This window comes from Lactococcus sp. S47 (assembly GCF_016517475.1).
Lineage (GTDB): Bacteria > Bacillota > Bacilli > Lactobacillales > Streptococcaceae > Lactococcus > Lactococcus lactis.
The window spans coordinates 450,124-470,166 of sequence record NZ_JACVUB010000001.1 but is presented as its reverse complement, the minus strand read 5'-3'; the positions used below and the strand labels follow the sequence as shown (position 1 = coordinate 470,166).

General features: G+C 35.2%; 16 protein-coding genes. 14 read left to right on the top strand and 2 right to left on the bottom strand.

What is annotated here, in order from left to right; genetic code table 11:
- Positions 1-158 precede the first annotated feature (158 nt).
- The 7 genes from IAE52_RS02185 to IAE52_RS02155 all read left to right on the top strand — a co-directional run bounded on the left by IAE52_RS02185 (position 159) and on the right by IAE52_RS02155 (position 7,944).
- Positions 159-890, top strand: a complete 732-nt coding sequence (locus tag IAE52_RS02185) for an alpha/beta hydrolase (protein WP_162551455.1) — start codon at positions 159-161, stop codon at positions 888-890.
- A gap of 92 nt (positions 891-982) precedes the next feature.
- Positions 983-1,528 (top strand): GNAT family N-acetyltransferase, encoded by a 546-nt coding sequence (locus tag IAE52_RS02180; protein WP_109990979.1) that lies wholly within the window; start codon positions 983-985, stop codon positions 1,526-1,528.
- A gap of 222 nt (positions 1,529-1,750) precedes the next feature.
- Complete coding sequence (gene ylqF / locus IAE52_RS02175; protein WP_012897895.1) at positions 1,751-2,599, top strand: ribosome biogenesis GTPase YlqF; 849 nt, start codon at positions 1,751-1,753, stop codon at positions 2,597-2,599.
- Between the two features lie 111 nt (positions 2,600-2,710).
- Positions 2,711-3,487: a ribonuclease HII gene (locus tag IAE52_RS02170; RefSeq protein ID WP_109990978.1), complete on the top strand. Its 777-nt coding sequence runs from the start codon at positions 2,711-2,713 to the stop codon at positions 3,485-3,487.
- Between the two features lie 551 nt (positions 3,488-4,038).
- Entirely contained in the window at positions 4,039-4,869 is an 831-nt protein-coding gene (locus tag IAE52_RS02165; RefSeq protein ID WP_012897893.1) for an XRE/MutR family transcriptional regulator, read from the top strand.
- A gap of 143 nt (positions 4,870-5,012) precedes the next feature.
- Positions 5,013-6,524, top strand: coding sequence for a glutamate:gamma-aminobutyrate antiporter (gene gadC / locus IAE52_RS02160; RefSeq protein WP_010905871.1), 1,512 nt, complete (start codon positions 5,013-5,015; stop codon positions 6,522-6,524).
- Between the two features lie 19 nt (positions 6,525-6,543).
- Positions 6,544-7,944, top strand: a complete 1,401-nt coding sequence (locus IAE52_RS02155; protein WP_033898927.1) for a glutamate decarboxylase — start codon at positions 6,544-6,546, stop codon at positions 7,942-7,944.
- Between the two features lie 111 nt (positions 7,945-8,055).
- Here IAE52_RS02155 and IAE52_RS02150 read toward each other — a convergent pair whose 3' ends face one another.
- Positions 8,056-8,802, bottom strand: a complete 747-nt coding sequence (locus IAE52_RS02150) for a mechanosensitive ion channel family protein (protein ID WP_058206448.1) — start codon at positions 8,800-8,802, stop codon at positions 8,056-8,058.
- A gap of 160 nt (positions 8,803-8,962) precedes the next feature.
- Between IAE52_RS02150 and IAE52_RS02145 the strand changes: the two genes are divergently transcribed.
- A complete protein-coding gene (locus tag IAE52_RS02145; RefSeq protein ID WP_003130182.1) occupies positions 8,963-9,985 on the top strand; it encodes a branched-chain amino acid aminotransferase in 1,023 nt (340 codons plus the stop codon).
- Between the two features lie 32 nt (positions 9,986-10,017).
- On the opposite strand, the gene IAE52_RS02140 is transcribed toward IAE52_RS02145, so the two are convergent.
- Positions 10,018-10,629 (bottom strand): sugar O-acetyltransferase, encoded by a 612-nt coding sequence (locus tag IAE52_RS02140; protein ID WP_003130183.1) that lies wholly within the window; start codon positions 10,627-10,629, stop codon positions 10,018-10,020.
- 168 nt (positions 10,630-10,797) lie between these two features.
- On the opposite strand from IAE52_RS02140, the gene gltB reads away from it, so the two are divergent.
- From gltB to IAE52_RS02110, 6 genes are all read left to right on the top strand, one after another.
- Positions 10,798-15,258, top strand: a complete 4,461-nt coding sequence (gltB, locus tag IAE52_RS02135; RefSeq protein ID WP_109990977.1) for a glutamate synthase large subunit — start codon at positions 10,798-10,800, stop codon at positions 15,256-15,258.
- The gene (locus tag IAE52_RS02130; protein WP_015426512.1) at positions 15,258-16,697 is read left to right on the top strand and encodes a glutamate synthase subunit beta; all 1,440 of its coding nucleotides are present in this window, start codon (positions 15,258-15,260) and stop codon (positions 16,695-16,697) included. Before gltB ends, IAE52_RS02130 begins: the two co-directional genes overlap by 1 nt.
- 115 nt (positions 16,698-16,812) lie before the next feature.
- Positions 16,813-18,072: a diaminopimelate decarboxylase gene (locus IAE52_RS02125; protein WP_109990976.1), complete on the top strand. Its 1,260-nt coding sequence runs from the start codon at positions 16,813-16,815 to the stop codon at positions 18,070-18,072.
- 151 nt (positions 18,073-18,223) lie between these two features.
- The gene (locus IAE52_RS02120; RefSeq protein ID WP_003130191.1) at positions 18,224-18,463 is read left to right on the top strand and encodes a YneF family protein; all 240 of its coding nucleotides are present in this window, start codon (positions 18,224-18,226) and stop codon (positions 18,461-18,463) included.
- A gap of 154 nt (positions 18,464-18,617) precedes the next feature.
- Positions 18,618-19,433, top strand: a complete 816-nt coding sequence (racE, locus tag IAE52_RS02115) for a glutamate racemase (RefSeq protein ID WP_003130192.1) — start codon at positions 18,618-18,620, stop codon at positions 19,431-19,433.
- Positions 19,434-20,039, top strand: a complete 606-nt coding sequence (locus IAE52_RS02110; protein WP_003130194.1) for a nucleoside-triphosphate diphosphatase — start codon at positions 19,434-19,436, stop codon at positions 20,037-20,039.
- The last annotated feature ends 4 nt before the right edge of the window (positions 20,040-20,043 follow it).

Genomic DNA, 20,043 nt, shown 5'->3' with positions numbered 1-20,043 from the left:
AAATAAGCAATAAGTTGCAATTGTTTAATCGAAAATATGCTAAAAATGCAAGTTAATGCAAAATGTTTATTTATCTTATTATTATAAATATATAATCGTTTTAGTTTTTGTTGTCATGTTATAATAATTATAATATCAATATGGAGAATGAAGTAAGAATGAAAAAAAGTAAGTTAAAGAAAATTTTAGGTTTTTCGGGAGTGGTAATACTGATAATTGCTACGTTTATATTTTTTTACCTTAAGACGAATAGCTATCATCCCACTTCAGAAGCTTTAAAAATTTCACAAAAAGCTGAAGTTCAGAATGATACCCTTGTATTTAAAGGAAATCCTAAAAAAACAAGCATTATCTTTTATCAGGGGGCTCTAGTAGATAATAAAAGTTATAGTATTTGGGCAAATAAACTTGCTAAAGCAGGATATACGGTTTATCTAATAAAAGAACCTTTAAATTTAGCAGTGTTTAATCCAGATAAAGCTTCCTCAATTATTAAAACGAATAAAATCAATAATTATGTGGTCGGTGGCCATTCATTAGGTGGGGTAATTGCAAGTCGGTTTGCAGAAAAAAGAATATCTGATTCATCATTAAGAGGAGTTTTCTTTTTAGCTAGTTATCCTGATAAAAAAGGAAGTCTAACTAATTTTAATGGAGGAATATTATCTATAGTTGGTTCTCAAGATGGGGTCCTAAACTGGTCATCATATCAAAAGGCGAAACAATATCTTCCACAACAAACGAAGTATATTACTATAGAAGGTGGAAACCATAGTGGATTTGGGAGCTATGGTTTTCAAAAAGGAGATAAAAAGGCGTCAATTTCTAATCTTCAACAGCAAGAAGCAATCTTTCAAACATTAAATAATTGGCTTATAAGACTAGATTAGATATTTTATACTAATAGTAAAAGGACTTCATTATGACCTCTAAATCTTTTTTGATATAATCGATATATTACCCTTAAAGTAGAGGAGAAATAATGAATTTAGAAATAAAAAATGTATCTAAAACTTTACCGGAATATCGTCAAGTCATAGATTTAGTTAAAAATTCTTTTCCTAAAGAAGAACAATATCCAATTTGGTTGCTAAAACTTTGGGCCTTGAAGAAAAATGTACATTTTTGGGCGTTCTATCAAAATGATGAATTTTGTGGTATTTCTTACCTTGTGAGTCATGAAGAAATGACTTTTGTTTTATATTTAGCAGTTAATAATCAGGTTCAGTCTAAAGGTTATGGTTCAGCGATTTTAGAAACTTTAAAAGAAAAATTTTCAGGTAAAAATATTACTTTGAACATTGAGAGACTTGATCCGAGTGCAGATAATTATGAACAGAGAGTAAAACGTCTAAAATTCTATAAAAAGAATGGTTTTTATGATACAGACTACACAATTACTGATAGGGGAGAAACTTTCTTAACTTTGACAACATCACCCTCTTTCTCTGTAGAGGTTTTTAAAAAGGTCTTAAGAGAATTAACTTTGGGTCTTGATTTATTAAAAATCGGAAAATCTGAATCCTGAAAATTGAGGATTACAAAAAAAGTTGAAAAATGCTAAAATGGATAAGGTAATCTTTGTCCATTTTTTATATTCTTTTGGGTTTAAAAGAGGGCAAAAATTAGAATTCAAATTTGTATTCTTTTAGTAGAATAAAAACTCAGCTAAGTCTTGATTCTTATCTGAATGTGAAATTATAAATATATAAAAGCTGTAGAGATTACAGTTGATTTGAGGAGTATTAATATGGTGATACAATGGTTTCCTGGGCATATGTCCAAAGCACGTCGTCAGGTGCAAGAAAATTTAAAATATGTTGATTTTGTGATTGAATTGGTTGATGCTCGTCTCCCTATTTCTTCACGTAATCCGATGTTGGGGCAAATTATTGGAGATAAACCAAGAATTATTGCTTTAAATAAAGCTGATTTAGCTGATTCTAATGCAGTAGCACAATGGATTGAATATTTTGATGAACAAGGTTTTATAACTTTAGCCATTAATTCTAAAGAAGAATATACAGCAAAAAGATTAACTGTTGCTGCTAAAAAATTGATGGCTGATAAGGTCGCTCATGATAAGGAGCGCGGCATTGCTCATACTACTTTGCGAACAATGATTATCGGAATTCCGAATGCAGGGAAGTCAACTTTGATGAATCGCTTAGCAGGTAAAAAAGTTGCAGTGACTGGGAACCGTCCAGGGGTAACTAAGGGTCAACAATGGATTCGAACCAATAAAGAATTAGAATTATTGGACACACCAGGTATTCTTTGGCCAAAATTTGAAGATCAACTTGTTGGTTTAAAATTAGCTTTGACTGGGGCAATTAAGGATGATTTATTGCCAATGGATGAGGTAACAATTTTTGGATTAAATTATTTTTTGAAGAACTATCGAACAGTCACAATGAAACGATATAAAATGACAGAAGAAGATTTGGAGCTTGAAATTCCAGACTTAATTATGGAGCTGACTGCAAGATTTGGTTTCCGTGATGATTATGATCGTTTCTATAATATGTTTGTCAAAGATGTCCGGGATGGAAAACTGGGCTTGTTCTGTTTGGACGAAGTCGGAGTTGACGGACTTTGATTTTATTATCGTGTGATTAATGACAGATTTGCAGTATCAATAACATAAATAATATTATGTAAAATTACTGACAGAAAAGCTGTCAATAATTTTTGAGAGTTGGTGAGTAAAATGGGACAAACCATTAAAGAAATTAAAGCGACCTTAGCCAAACTGACAGACTTGTCAGCAAAAGAATTCTTAGTATATGAAGCAGATGAACGGGCTGGGGTTCAAGCAGCACTTAAAAGTAGGAAAAAACAAATTTTAGCAGAGTTAGCAGAAGAGGCTCGTTTGGAACAAATGTTGGAATTTGAGAAAGAACTTTATGGTCAAGAAATTCAATTAATTGCAGGTATTGATGAAGTTGGTCGTGGACCACTTGCTGGTCCTGTAGTGACTGCGGCAGTCATTTTACCTAAAAATTGTAAAATTCAGGGTTTAAATGATAGTAAAAAAGTGGCAAAATCAAAATATCATGCTATTCTATCCGAAATTCAAGAAAAAGCTTTAGCAATAGGAATTGGGATTGTTGATGCGGAAAAAATTGATGAAGTAAATATTTATGAGGCAACAAAAATTGCAATGATTCAGGCAGTATCAAAATTATCTGTTAAACCTGAACACCTCTTAATTGATGCTATGGTTTTGGATTTACCTATTGCACAGACAAAAATTATTCACGGAGATGCTCGCTCAGCCTCGATTGCGGCGGCTTCAATTGTTGCTAAAGTAACTCGTGATGAAATGATGAAAGAGTTTGCTCGTGAATTTCCTGAGTATGATTTTGAACATAATGCAGGTTATGGAACAGCAAAACATCTTGAAGCTCTAACAAAATATGGTATCACAAGAATTCATCGCAAGTCCTATGAGCCGATTAAAACAATGGTCAATTTTAAATCGTAGATTCTGTCAGTAAAAATATGTAAAACGTGAACGTTATCTGTTCACGTTTTTTTGCTGACAGGTCTGTCAGTAATTATTTAGACTATTCTTTTTTAATAAAAAACTAATTTTATATTAACCTAAATGACATAATAAATAAAGAGAGTTTTTTATAGAATTAGTTACTAATAAAATATTCGAAATTGGTATAGTTACATCTGTTATAATTTCCAATATTTTTTAATAATAATTATTTTAACAAAAGACTTATATCAAAATTCTAATAGAGCAGATGATGAGCCCAGTATAAGCTTTCACACTGTTTTTATTAATAGCCTAAGAGAAATATAAAGTAATATAAATGTTTTTTATTATAAATTATGTAAGATATACTTTTTGTATGAACTGGTATAAATTTGACGATTAAGTCCTAAATAAGTTATAATCTCAATTGCGTAATTTCTTAAATCCAGAAATAACAGCTACATTGACATACTGATTAAAGAGTATAGCCAATGAACTGTTATAAATCTTGAAAAACAATAAAAATAATAGTTTGGGGGATGTTGAGAATGTATAAAAAATATGGAGATTGTTTTAAAAAGTTACGAAACCAAAAGAATTTAGGATTATCATACTTTAGTAAATTAGGAATAGACCGTTCAAATATATCTAGATTTGAACATGGAAAGTGTATGATGAGTTTTGAGCGCATAGATTTGATGTTAGAAGAAATGCAAGTGCCATTAGCTGAGTACGAATTGATAGTAAATAATTATATGCCGAATTTCCAAGAATTTTTTATATTAGAATTGGAAAAAGCTGAATTTAGTCAAAATCGAGATAAAATAAAAGAGTTATATTCTGAGGTTAAAGAAACAGGGAATCATTTACTGACGATTACCGTTAAAACGAAGCTTGGGACTATTAGTCAGACAGAAGTTAAGGAAATTGAAACTTATCTTTGTAATATTGAAGAGTGGGGATATTTTGAACTAACTTTATTCTATTTTGTATCTGATTATCTCAATGTCAATCAATTAGAATTGCTGCTTTTTAACTTTGACAAAAGATGTGAAAATTACTGTAGAGTCTTAAAATATAGAAGGAGACTATTGCAAATAGCCTATAAAAGCGTTGCGATATACGCGGCTAATGGAGAAAGAACAAAAGCCGAAAATATTTTAGAAATGACTAAAAAATATCGGACTGTAGGTGTTGATTTATATTCTGAAGTATTAAGACATCTTGCCAGAGGTATCATTATTTTTAATTTTGAAAATGCAGAAGTGGGAGAAGAAAAAATAAATTATGCGCTTGAAACTTTGGAAGAATTTGGAGGAATGAAGATAAAAGAATTCTATCAGAAAAAAATGGAAAAGTATTTGAAAAAGTCAATTTAGTCTCTTTTAAGCTGTTGCTTTAAAGCAACAGTTTAAAAGAGATTTTTTTTATTCTGGAGCATATACTAGAAAATGAAGATGAGTTGTATGAGGCTATATAACATGTCTTTTAAAAAATTCAATCATAAATATAAGGAGGTATGATGAATCAAAAAAAAATATCATTATTCGGTTTTTTTGCATTAACCGCTTCAATGGTTTTGACTGTCTATGAGTATCCAACTTTTGCCACGTCAAAATTACATTTGGTGTTCTTTTTACTTCTCGGAGGACTACTCTGGTTTTTGCCCGTAGCGCTCTGTGCAGCAGAAATGGCGACGGTTGAAGGTTGGAAAAATGGTGGAATTTTTAGTTGGGTGAGCCAAACTTTAGGGGAGCGCTTTGGTTTTGCAGCCATATTTTTTCAGTGGTTCCAAATTACAGTTGGCTTTGTCACTATGATCTATTTCATTTTAGGGGCCCTCTCTTATGTGTTAAATTTTCAGGCACTTAATACAGATCCATTGATTAAATTTATTGGTTTACTAATCATTTTTTGGGGATTGACATTTTCTCAGTTAGGTGGGACACAAAGAACTGCTAAATTGGTAAAAGCTGGTTTCGTAGTTGGGATAGTGATTCCATCAATTATCTTGTTTGGATTAGCTGCAGCATATTTTATCGGAGGTAATCCTATAGAGATACCAATTAATAAGCATGCTTTTGTCCCAGATTTTTCACAAGTATCAACTTTAGTAGTTTTTGTTTCTTTTATTCTTGCTTATATGGGGGTAGAAGCTTCAGCTTCGCACATTAATGAACTTGAAAATCCAAAGAGAAATTATCCCTTAGCAATGATTTTATTAGTAATATTAGCTATTTCTTTAGATGCCATAGGTGGATTTTCTGTAGCAGCGGTTATTCCTCAAAAAGACTTATCATTAAGTGCAGGGGTAATTCAAACTTTTCAAACGTTAATCTTACATTTTAATCATCATTTGGGATGGTTAGTTAAAGTAATTGCACTAATGATTGCCTTTGGGGTTATGGGAGAAGTGAGTTCATGGGTTGTTGGTCCTTCTAGAGGGATGTTTGCAGCAGCACAAAGAGGCTTATTACCAAAATTTTTACGTAAAACAAATACGCATGAAGTCCCTGTTCCTTTAGTTATGATTCAAGGAATCATTGTTACACTTTGGGGCGCTGTATTAACTTTTGGAGGAGGAGGAAATAATTTATCTTTCTTAGTTGCCATTTCACTGACAGTAGTGATTTATTTGGTAGGTTATCTCTTATTCTTTATTGGTTACTTTGTTTTAATCTATAAAAAACAAAATTTAAAGCGCACTTATAATGTTCCAGGTAAAAGAGTTGGAAAAACAATCATTGCGGGAATTGGATTTTTATTATCAATTTTTGCTCTATTTATTTCCTTTGTTCCTCCAGCATCAATTGCGAAAAATGAGACTCATACTTACCAAATGATACTTCTTATAAGTTTTGTTGTGACCGCTATCTTGCCATTTATTGTTTATGAATTGCATGATAAAAGGGGACATGATACTATTGAAGAACCAAGGCACTTTAAAGCAAGAGATGTGAACCCCGCGATTTATCCAGCAGCTCGTGGTGAGCATCATATTATTAAAAAAGAAGAACATATCTTAAAACATTAAAAAATTGGAGGATGTACCTATGTTATACGGAAAAGAAAATCGCGATGAAGCAGAGTTCTTGGAACCAATTTTTGGTTCAGAAAGTGAACAAGTGGATTTGCCTAAATATAAATTAGCTCAAAAATCAATTGAGCCTCGAGTGGCCTATCAGTTAGTTCAAGATGAAATGTTAGATGAAGGGAACGCTCGTTTAAATTTAGCCACATTCTGTCAAACTTATATGGAACCTGAAGCAGTCAAACTAATGAGTCAGACCTTGGAAAAAAATGCGATTGATAAATCGGAATATCCAAGAACAACTGAAATTGAAAACCGTTGCGTCAACATGATTGCTGACCTTTGGAATGCGAGTGAAAAAGAAAAATTTATGGGGACTTCAACGATTGGTTCTTCAGAAGCTTGTATGCTTGGTGGAATGGCCATGAAGTTTTCTTGGCGCAAGCGAGCAGAAAAATTAGGATTAGATATTAATGCGAAAAAGCCAAACTTAGTTATTTCATCTGGTTATCAAGTTTGCTGGGAAAAATTCTGTGTTTATTGGGATATTGAAATGCGAGAAGTGCCAATGGATAAAGAACATATGTCAATCAATTTGGACAAGGTGATGGATTATGTTGATGAGTACACGATTGGGGTAGTTGGTATTATGGGGATTACTTATACTGGTCGTTATGATGATATCAAAGCTTTGGATAATTTGATTGAAGAATATAATAAACAGACAGACTATAAAGTTTATATTCACGTAGATGCTGCTTCAGGAGGACTTTATGCTCCCTTTGTTGAGCCAGAACTTGAGTGGGATTTCCGTTTGAAAAATGTCATTTCAATCAATACCTCAGGCCATAAATATGGTTTAGTTTATCCTGGTGTAGGTTGGGTTTTGTGGCGTGACAAAAAATATTTACCAGAAGAATTAATTTTTAAAGTAAGTTATCTTGGAGGAGAACTACCAACGATGGCCATTAATTTTTCTCACAGTGCCTCTCAATTAATTGGTCAATATTATAATTTTGTACGTTATGGATTTGATGGATATAAAGCTATTCATGAGAGAACACATAAAGTAGCCATGTTTTTAGCAAAAGAAATTGAAAAAACTGGAATGTTTGAAATTATGAACGATGGGTCACAATTGCCAATTGTCTGCTATAAATTAAAAGAAGATTCAAATCGAGGTTGGAATCTTTATGATTTGGCGGACCGTTTATTAATGAAGGGATGGCAAGTGCCTGCTTATCCACTTCCTAAAAATTTGGAAAATGAAATCATTCAACGTTTAGTGATTCGAGCAGATTTTGGGATGAATATGGCATTTAACTATGTTCAAGATATGCAAGAAGCGATTGATGCTTTAAATAAGGCTCATATTCTATATCATGAAGAGCCTGAAAATAAAACATATGGCTTTACTCACTAAAAAAACCGATATTCATCTTATGAAAAAATAAAAGCGATATAGTTAATCTATATCGCTTTTATTTTGATGATAATTTTTGTTTTTTCTATTTAGTCATAAGTCTGTCAGTGATTATTTTTCATAATATTTATCTAAAATCTCCATTTTTAAAGGAGTAATCTTAGATAATGGGGCTGTTAAACTTGTTCTTAAGAAGAGTTTGTCTTCAATGTTGATAATTCCTAAATATTTAAGTTGAGGATAATTTGCATTAACTTCCATAATCTGATTTTTTCTTTCAGTCAGATTTTCACTTGTTACTGGCACATCAAGATTAACAGTTCTTTCTTTGTATGAGTAGTTTTTGAGGGCAGCAATATTTCGATTAGGAATAAAAGTCGTTGCGCCATCAGCGCCAATTACTGTAATTGAACGAATTCCTACAGTTTTTACTACCCCTTCGATGTCAAGGCCAGCAAAAGCCACAGTATCTCCAACGTTGATTTGATGTTCAACGATAATAAAGAAGCCATTGATAATATCAGCGACTAAATCTCGCCCAGCAAAACCTAGAGCAACTCCGAGAATACCAGCACCAGCAAGGATATTTGCAACAGGAATTCCGATGACTCCTAGAACAGTATAGATATAAAGAAAAACTGTAAGATAATGGATGGCACTGGTTGTCAGTCGAGAGAGGGTTAAAATTCTCGAAGTATCTGTCCATTTTTGCTCACTATAATTTTTAAATAAGCGTTTAACGATACGAGAGCCGGCTTGATAGAGAATAAAAAAAAGAATACTAATTAATAAAATTGTAATTGCTTTATCTAATAAAAATAAACCAAAATCTTCCCAGTTTGTTTTTAATAAGTTCATTTTTGCTCCTTTGTTCAGTAATTTTATAAATTCATTTATAGAGAAATTGACTATATTTGAAAAAATTGTTTGAACTTTTACTGAATTTCATGAATATTTTCTTGTTTTATGTTACAGAAAATAATATAATCTATTATAACAAAAAAATTTGGAGGATGTTATGGCAATTAATTTAGACTGGGAAAATTTAGGATTCAGCTATCGGAACTTACCTTTTCGTTATATCGCTCGTTTTAAAGATGGAAAATGGAGTGCTGGAGAACTAACAGGAGATAATCAACTTCATATTAGTGAATCATCACCTGCTTTGCATTATGGTCAACAAGGTTTTGAAGGATTAAAAGCCTATCGAACAAAGGATGGTTCAATCCAACTTTTCCGTCCTGACCAAAATGCTGCTCGTTTGCAAAATACGGCGCGTCGACTTTGCATGGCAGAAGTTCCAACTGAAATGTTTATTGATGCAGTTAAACAAGTGGTGAAAGCCAACGAAGATTTTGTGCCTCCTTACGGAACGGGTGCAACGCTCTATCTCCGTCCACTTTTGATTGGGGTTGGTGACGTTATTGGGGTGAAACCTGCTGATGAATATATTTTCACCGTTTTTGCTATGCCGGTTGGTTCTTATTTTAAAGGCGGATTGGCTCCTTCAAAATTTGTAATTTCAAGAGATTATGATAGGGCAGCTCCACTTGGTACAGGTGGTGCCAAAGTTGGAGGAAATTATGCAGCTTCTTTACAAGCAGAAGTTGGTGCCAAAGCTTCAGGCTATGCAGATGCAATTTATCTTGACCCAAGCACACATACTAAAATTGAAGAAGTCGGGGCAGCAAATTTCTTTGGAATTACAGCCGATAATGAATTTATCACACCATTGAGTCCATCAATCTTACCTTCAATTACTAAATATTCTCTTCTTTATTTAGCTGAACATCGTTTGGGACTCAAAGCGATTGAGGGTGAAGTTTATGCCAAAGATTTAGGTAAATTTGTTGAAGCAGGAGCTTGTGGCACAGCAGCAATTATCTCTCCAATTGGTCGTATTGACGATGGAGAAGATTCTTATATTTTCCATTCAGAAACAGAAGTAGGACCAACGGTTAAACGTTTATATGATGAGTTGGTTGGCATTCAGTTTGGTGATGTTGAAGCACCAGAAGGCTGGATTGTTAAAGTTGATTAATTTAAAAAGCTAAAGAATACTCTTTAGCTTTTTTATTTTGAAATAAATAATTTATCTTTTTTAATCCATTCTTGATCCTCTGTTCGAATTGGGCGAATCACTTGGCAAGGATTACCAGCAGCAATCACATTTTCTGGAATATCTTTGGTAACGACGCTTCCTGCACCAATAATACTATTGTCACCAATGCTTACACCAGGAAGAAGGCTGACATTTGCCCCCAACCAGACTTGGTTCCCAACCGTAATTGGCTTTGAATAGACCCCGCCAGCAGTTCTTAAACTTGGATCTTCCGAATGATTGGCAGCAAATAAACCACAGCGGGGACCAAAGTAAACATTATTGCCAATCGTGACCTGATTACAGTCTAAAATAATCATATCATGATTAATGAGGACATTATCGCCAATTCTTATATTGAAGCCAAATTCACAGCGAAAATTAGATTCAATATAAGGATTTTTACCTAAATGTTCAAAAAGATTCTCTAAGATTTCTGGATGATAACCCTCATTGTTATTAATTTTTTGATTATAACGGCGGCTTTCAAAAAGGGCATGGTTACGATATTCAGACAAGTCTAAATCGGCGTCATCGTATGTTTTTCCTGAATTAATTAGTGTCTTTAATTGTTTCTTATTCATTCTTTTATCTTACAATTTTAGTCTCTTTTAGTCAATTGTAAGGGTTTTTATATTTTTGATAAAGCTACTAAAAATTACATTTATATATAATTGTCAGAATATATTGATATTTCATCGAAATTTTAGTAGAATAAAAGAACCAAATTGTAAAATAAAAGAGGTTGTGTTATGAATAAAAAAGCTAAACAAGCCATGAAAACGACACTTTGGCAGCCTGATTTTGAATCGGATGCTTGTGGAATGGGCTTCATTGCCCAAATTGACGGTAAAGCTAGTCACCTTTTAGTTGAGAGAGCGCTGACCATGTTAACAAGGATGAATCATCGTGGTGGAACGGGTGCTGAACCAGAAACAGGTGATGGGGCAGGTATTTTACTTGCTTTGCCTGACGAATTCTTTCGTAAAATTGCAAAAGAACATGATGTAGAATTACCAAAACTTGGTGATTATGCCGTAGGGCAATTTTTCTTATCACGTAAGGAAAATAAAAAACATCAAGAATTAGAAGCGATTAAGGCAGCTGTTAAGGCTCAAGGATATGAAGTCTTATTCACGCGCACAGTTCCTTTTAATTTTGAAGCATGTGGAGCAACGGCTCAAGGAATTATGCCGTCTTTTGTTCAAGTTTTTATTGAGAAAAAATCATCTGAAAAAGCTGTCAGCGAAATTTCTAATTTTGAAAATGATTTATTTATTATCAGACGAAATCTTGAAAAACGTTTTGACGAAGAGGAATTATATATTTGTTCATTATCTAGTCAGACGGTTGTTTATAAGGGAATGCTTCACGCGTATCAAGTAAAACTCTTTTATCCTGATTTGTCTGATGAAGATTTCAAAAGTCATATTGCACTAACACATAGCCGTTTTTCTACCAATACTTTTCCCTCTTGGAATCGGGCTCAACCTTTTCGTTTTCTAGCACATAATGGCGAAATTAACACGCTTCGTGGAGCTGAAAACTGGATGAAAGTTAACGATATTGAAATGTACAATGTAGAAAATTCTGATTCAGCCAAATTAGAAAATTGTATGGAGTATTTCTATCGAAATGGTCGAGAACTTCCAGAAAGTTTACTGACCATGATTCCTGAGGCTTGGGGAGAACAAACTGGCTTAAGTCCAGAATTGAAAGCTTTTTACGAATATTCAACTGCTCATATTGCGCCTTGGGATGGACCGGCAGCTTTAGTATTTACTGACGGAAAAACCGTTGGGGCAAGACTTGATCGGAATGGTTTAAGACCAAGTCGTTATCTTGTGACAAAGGATAATTTTATCATTCTGTCAAGCGAATCTGGTGTGGTTGATATCCCAGCCGATGAAATCATTGAAAAATCAGTTCTTGGACCTGGTAACATGTTGTTAGTAAATACTGACGAAGGAAAAATTATTCGTAATGAAGAAGTCAAGAGTTATTATGCTAATAAATATCCCTACCAAGAATTTCTGTCAGCAGGTTTGAAAAAACTGTCAGCACTGACAGAAAGTGAAAAAACAAATCCAATTCCGTCAGCAAAAATGAATACCTTATGGAAATTATTTGGTTATACTGACGAAGTCATTCGGACAGTGCTTTTACCAATGGCGGAATCAGCCAATGAACCTACAATTTCAATGGGCTTTGATGCTCCTTTGGCAGTTTTATCTGATCAATCTCAATCACTTTATAATTTCTTCAAACAACAATTTGCTCAAGTGACCAATCCGCCAATTGATGCGATTAGGGAACAAATTGTCATTGGAACAGAAACCTATTTGGGAGAAGATGGGAATCCAGCAAAAATCACAGGTGAAAATGTCCGTAAGTTAAAATTAGACAGTCCAGTCCTTTCAACGGCTGACTTTGAAAAAATCTTAGCATTGAAGGAAGAACATTATCATACAGAAATTATTTCCACCCTTTATGATAAGGATGACCTTTTAGAAAATGCATTGAACAAACTCTTTTATAAGGCAGAAAGTTTGATTAATCAAGGAACAACTATTATCGTGCTTTCTGACCGTGACTTTGCTGAAAATAAAGTGCCGATGCCTATTTTACTTGCTTTGTCAGGACTTTATCATTATATGTTAGGACGTCATAATGCGTCTAAATTTGCAATTATTGTAGATACAGCTGAGGTGTGCGAAGTTCATCAATTTGCAGCGCTTGTAGGCTATGGCGTATCAGGAATTCATCCTTATGGTGCATATGCAACCCTTTCAGACTGGGGTATGGGAGCACCTGAACAACTTGAAAATTTCCGTCATGCGGCAGAAAAAGGTATTGTTAAGGTCATGAGCCGCATGGGAATTTCAACAATTGTCGGTTATAAAGGGGCTCAACTTTTTGAAGCAATTGGTTTATCTAAAGAAGTCGTTGACAAGTACTTCACAGGTACGAGTACAAGAATTGGTGGACTTTCTCTTGCCCAAATTGAGGACGAATATCGTTTGCGATATGAGAAAGCTTATGGACATCGAGCACAGGATTTATTGGAAACAGGCGGTTCTTTCCAATACCGGGCGGATGAAGGAGAACATCATATCTATGACCCACAAATGATTTACCAAATTCAAAATGCTGTCCGTCAAAATGATTTTGAAAAATATAAAAAATATAGTCAGTATCTAAATGATATTGCTCTAAAAACGCCGACAAGCTTACGTCACACTTGGAAAATCAAATCTGATCGGAAGTCCATTCAGATGAGCGAAGTAGAACCAGCTCGTGAAATTGTTAAACGTTTCAAAATTGGGGCCATGTCATTTGGATCATTGTCACAAGAGGCTCACGAATGTATTGCTCAAGCCATGAACTCTATTGGTGCAAAATCCAATTCGGGTGAAGGTGGTGAAAATGCAAAACGCTATGGCACAATCAATAATTCTAAAATTAAACAAGTCGCCTCTGGACGATTTGGTGTGTCAGCTGCTTATTTAATGTCTGCCGAAGAGATTCAAATTAAAATTTCGCAAGGTGCTAAGCCAGGTGAAGGTGGGCAATTGCCAGGTAAAAAAGCTTTTCCTTGGGTGGCAGAAGTTCGAAACTCAACTCCAGGGGTAAGTTTAATTTCACCACCGCCTCATCATGATATTTATTCCATTGAAGATTTGTCGCAACTTATTTTTGACTTGAAAAAAATTAATCCTTATGCAAAAATCAACGTTAAGTTGGTTTCATCGACTGGTGTTGGAACAATTGCTACAGGATGTGTTAAGGCAGGAGCTGATAAAGTTGTTATTTCTGGTTATGATGGTGGAACTGGAGCAAGTCCTAGAAACTCAACAAGAGATGCAGGTCTCCCTTGGGAAATGGGACTGGCAGAAGCACATCAAACGCTTAGTTTGAACAATTTACGTGACCGAATGATTTTGGAAACTGATGGTAAAGTAGTCACAGGTCGAGATATTGCGATTGCTGCAATGCTAGGTGCTGAAGAATATTCATTTGGTAGTTTAGCTTTGGTTGCGATTGGATGTATCATGACAAGAAATTGTCATTTAAATACTTGTCCCGTAGGTATTGCCACACAAAATCCTAGATTAAGAGCAAATTTTTCTGGAAAACCAGAGCACATTGTACGTTTAATGGAATTTATGGCTGAGGAAGTTCGAGAACTTTTAGCCGAACTTGGTTTTAGAACAATCAATGAATTGGTAGGTCATGCCGAGCTCTTGCAAGCTAAAGAAGATTTACCAGCTAAAATGCGAGGTTTGGACTTTAGCCGTATGCTTGGTCATGCCTTACCGATTGCAACAAGACATAGTGATCCTTTTGCTAATCCTCGTGCTTGGAAAGAGTTAGACCAATTTACGGAGGCTACACTTAATAATGGTTCTCAAGCAACGGTTCATGGCACGATTAAAAATATTAATCGAACAACGACCGCGCGGATGGCAGGTTGGATTGCTGAACGTTATGGTAATTTTGGTCTAAAAGATGCTTCTGTTTGCTATGAATATGAAGGGGTTGCTGGCCAGTCCTTTGGCTCTTACGCAACCGCTGGTATGGAGGTTACTCTGATTGGCGAAGCCAATGATTATATTGGAAAATCATTGTCAGGTGGCCGTTTGATTGTAAAACCACCTCTAGATGCTGCTTATGATATTGAAAATACTTCTATTGTTGGGAATGTTTCGCTCTTTGGGGCTATCGGTGGCGAAGCTTATTTCCGAGGTCGTGCAGGTGAGCGCTGTGGTGTCCGAAATTCAGGAGCACATTTTGTTGTGGAAGGAACGGGTGACCATGGTTGTGAATACATGACTGGTGGTATCGCTGTTGTTCTTGGTACAACAGGTCGTAATTTTGCGGCTGGGATGTCTGGTGGTATCGCTTATGTTTATGATGTCGCTGGCAATTTTGAAAATAAAGTGAATCGGGAAATGGTGGATCTTTATGCTTTAGATGAAACTTCAGGTGATGAAGTTTTAGAAGAATTATTGAAGAAACATTTGAATTATACTGATTCAGCAAAAGCAAAATTCATTTTAGAACATTGGCAAACAGAACGCGAAAAATTTGTCAAAGTTTATCCAAGAGAATATCATCATATTAAAAATGTTGAAGAAGATTTGGCTAAAACAGGTTTGTCAGGCGAAGCACTTACAATGACAACCTTTAAAAAAGTAACGGAGGTGAGCTAATGGCTGATCCAAATGGATTTTTAAATTATCCAAGAAATGATAATCCTTACCGTGAATTAGCGGAGCGGATAAAGGATTTTGCTGAACTGCAAGTTCCCTTATCTACTGAAGAACGACAAAAACAAGCGGCACGTTGTATGCATTGTGATGTTCCTTTTTGCCATCAAGGGATATTTTATGGGGGCAAACGGGCTGTCTCAGGTTGTCCAAATGATAATCATATTCCAGAGTGGAATGATTTGATTTATCGAGGACTACAAAGAAAAGCCTATGAACGTTTGATTTTAACCAATCCTTTTCCAGAGTTTACTGGCAGAGTCTGTCCTGCTCCTTGTGAAAAATCTTGTGCCGAGGCCTTAAACGGTGCAGGAGTAACCATTAAAGATAATGAACGTTTCTTGGGTGATTTAGGAAACGATGAAGGTTGGGTGGCTGAAATTGGCAAAGCTGCGGAGCCGACAGGTTATAAAATAGCGATTATTGGGTCTGGACCTGCCGGTCTGTCAGCTGCTTGGCGTCTTAATCAATTGGGACATAGCGTTACTGTTTTTGAAAAATCAGATCGTTTGGGCGGCTTATTGATGTACGGCATTCCAAATATGAAATTGGATAAAAAAGTCGTTCAAAAACGAATTGATTTAATGACAGAACTTGGTGTGACTTTTGTCACCAATACTGAGATTGGAAAGACAATCAGTTACGAAGACCTGTCAGTAAATTTTGATAGAATTATTTTGGCGATTGGCGCAGGAATTCCACGTGATTTAAATATTTCAGGCCGTGAAGCAGTTGGAATTCGATTTGCCATTGATTTTCTGACAGAAACGACTAAAACTGTCCTAGAAGAGGGCGAAGATAATATTAGTCAATCATTAAAAGGAAAAAAAGTAGTAGTCATTGGTGGTGGAGATACAGGGAACGATTGTATCGGAACGGCAGTTCGTTTAGGAGCAGCATCGGTTTCTCAATTAGAAATCACACCAAGTTTACCCACTGATCGTTTAGATAACAACCCTTGGCCTGAGTGGCCAATGACCTTGAGAGCAGGTTATGGGCAAAAAGAAGCAGAATTTGTGGGAAATACTGATTTGACAACCTATCAAATGACTGCAACAGCTTTTCAAACAAATGCTGAAGGTCAACTTACGGGTTTAAAAGTAGCCAAAGTTGGACCTGACTTCAAGGCAGTAGAAGGGACAGAACAAGTAATTGAAGCGGATTTAGTCTTACTTGCTATGGGATTTGTTGGGACTGACACAGGATTACTGGATAAATTTGGTGTTCAAGAAATTTATGATGACTATCGAACAAATAATGACAAAGTTCTAGTTGCAGGCGATGCCAGACGAGGTCCATCTTTGGTTATTTGGGCAATCCGTGAAGGAAGAAAAACAGCCGAAATTGTTGATGAACAATTAATAAAAGTCGCTACAGCATAATTTATCATTCTGTCAGTAAAAAAAGTTTCTGTCAGTAAAAATGGCAGGAACTTTTTTGTGTCCAAGCTTTTGATGATATGCTATACTTATAAATAATCTAAAAATGAGGTGAGAGATGAAGACACCATTTGTAACAAAAGAACAATTAGAACAAATCACAAAGGAATTTCCAACACCATTTCATCTTTATGATGAAAAAGGAATTCGTCAAAAAGCGCGTGACCTTCACAAAGCCTTTGCTTGGAATAAAGGATTTAAAGAATTTTTTGCTGTGAAAGCGACACCCACACCAGCTATTTTAAAAATTCTTCATGAAGAGGGGTGTGGAGTTGATTGCGCCTCTTATGTCGAATTGTTACTTTCCGAAAAATGTGGGTTTGACGGCTCTGAGATGATGTTTTCATCAAACGATACTCCAGCTGAAGAATTTCAATTTGCTAATCAATTGGGTGCGACAATCAATCTTGATGCCTATGAAGATATTGAATTTTTGAAAAATCTGACAGATTTTATTTTTCCGGAAACAATGAGTTTGAGATACAATCCCGGTGGAGTTTTTGCTATGGGAACAAAAATTATGGATAATCCAGAAGAATCTAAATTCGGAATGACAAAAGCCCAACTCATCCAAGGAATTAAAGATTTGCAAAAATTAGGCGTGAAAAAATTTGGAATGCATAGTTTTTTGGCTTCAAATACAGTGACAAACGATTATTACCCAGAACTTTCCAGCAAGCTCTTTAAGCTTGCTTTAGAAATTAGAGAAGAAACTGGAATTACCCTTGATTTCATTAACTTATCAGGCGGAATTGGTGTGAACTATCGTCCTGATGAGGAGGCAAATGATATTGCAAAAATCGGACAAGGTGTTCATGAAGCTTATGATGAAGTTTTGAGCGCTAACGGGATAGAAAATCTAAAAATTTATACCGAATTGGGACGTTTTATGCTTGCTCCACACGGTCATTTGATTACAAAAGTTTTGCATCTTAAAGAAACTTATCGAAAATATGTTGGCGTTGATGCATCAGCAGTTAACTTGATGCGTCCAGCCTTTTATGATGCTTATCACCACATCACAGTTGCAGGAAAAGAAAATGATGAAGCGACTGAAATTTATGATATTACAGGTTCTTTATGTGAGAATAATGATAAATTTGCAAAAGAAAGAGCCTTTCCTAAAATAGAAATAGGAGATTTATTAGTGATTCATGATACTGGTGCGCATGGATTCTCAATGGGTTATCAATATAATGCTAAATTAAGAAGTTCCGAAATTTTGCTTCAAGAAGATGGAAAGACCCGTTTAATTCGTCGAGCAGAGAAGCCAGCTGATTATTTTGCAACATTAGATGGTTTTGATTTTACAATTTGAGAAATAAAAAGTTACTGACAGCTCCGTCAGTAACTTTTGCCTCATTTATCCTTTCTGTCAGTAATATAAAGTGCTGACAAAAGGACTAAAATTTGATATAATAAGATGTCATCAATGGCGAAAGCGTTTCGCCAAAATTAGGAGATTCAAAATGAATTTAATCTTAGCTATTTTGCTTATGGTTGTATGCCTTTTGGCAGGTTTTTTCTTGGGAACATGGTTCTCACAACGCCAAACAAAAAAATTACTTATGGATAACCCACCCCTTAATGAAGACGCTGTTCGTCTTATGATGGGATCTATGGGACGTAAACCAAGTGAAGTTCAAGTCCAACAAGTTCTTCGCCAAATTCGTGCTGCTGCAAAGCAATCAGACACAAACAAAAAATAAGCTATTATATACGCTGAGCGAAGCAGTAGAACACAAGTTCTAAACTCTCTCAGCGTTTGCTTTTATCATCATAAATAAAGTATCCATTATATTAAAAAATACAGATTTTGGATAAGAGAGAATTTGAATTAGATATTTTAAAAGGAGAAGAAAAATGGACAATCGACCAATCGGCCTCTTAGATTCTGGTGTTGGTGGACTGACTGTTGCTCGCGAACTCCTTAGACAACTCCCAAATGAAGAAATTGTCTACATAGGAGATACAAGAAGAGCTCCTTATGGTCCGCGTAGTCGTGAACAGATCATAGCGTTCACTTGGGACATGGTTAATTTTTTACTATCAAAAGATGTGAAAATGATTGTAATGGCCTGTAATACAGCAACAGCGATGGCCTTAGAAATTGTAAAAGAAAAACTAGATATACCGGTGATTGGTGTCATCCTACCCGGAGCAAGCTCAGCGATTCAAAAAACAAAAACAAACAAAATTGGTGTAATTGCCACTCAAGCTTCGATTCGTTCAGATGAATATCATAAAACAATTGCTCGTAAATCATCAGCAGTAGAAGTATATAGCCTAGCATGTCCAAAATTTGTTTCAATCGTTGAATCAAATGAAATGGAATCTGAAATTGCTAGAAAAGTTGTATCAGAAAGTCTTGTTCCACTAATTGGAAAAGTAGACACCTTAATTCTCGGATGTACTCACTATCCTCTCTTACGTTCCTTAATCCAAGAAACAATGGGAAAAGAGGTACGTTTGATTGATTCTGGAGCAGAAGCTGTACGAGATATCTCTGTTCTGCTCAACTATTTTTCAATAAATGGACAAGAACGTCAACCATTAGAGCATCGTTTCTATACTACTGCGGGCGTTAATTCATTTCGAGAAATTGCAGAAAAATGGTTAAACATCGGACAACTTCAGATTGAACATACTGAAATAGAGAATTTCAATAAGGAAAAATAAATGGAAAAAACACTTATAATCGCAACAAGAAATTCAGGAAAAACAAAAGAATTTAAGAAATTATTTGCTGATTTCGGTTATGAAATCAAAGATTTAACAGATTATCCAGAACTTCCTGAAATTGAAGAAACTGGAACTACTTTTGAAGAAAATGCTCGTTTAAAAGCAGAACAAATCGCTGAAATTACTGGGCAAGTAGTTATTGGCGATGATTCAGGACTTTGTGTTGATGTCCTTGGTGGTTTGCCTGGCATTTGGTCGCATCGTTTCTCGGCTCCAGATCCTACTGATGAGAAAAATATCGCAAAACTTTTGCACGAACTGGCTCCAACGGCAATTACTCCAGAACGTAGAAGCGCACATTTTCATACTACGCTTGTGGCGGCAAAACCAGGCCGTGAGAGTTTAGTTGTAGAAGCAGATTGGGATGGCTATATTGCTCTCGCTCCTAAAGGAGAAAATGGCTTTGGCTATGATCCTATTTTCATGGTTGATGCCTTTAGAACAGCCGCAGAATTATCAGAAAAAGAAAAAAATCAAGTCTCTCATCGTGGACAAGCCTTGAGAAAATTAATGGCTGAACTTCCTGAGTGGCTTGACAAATAAGTTT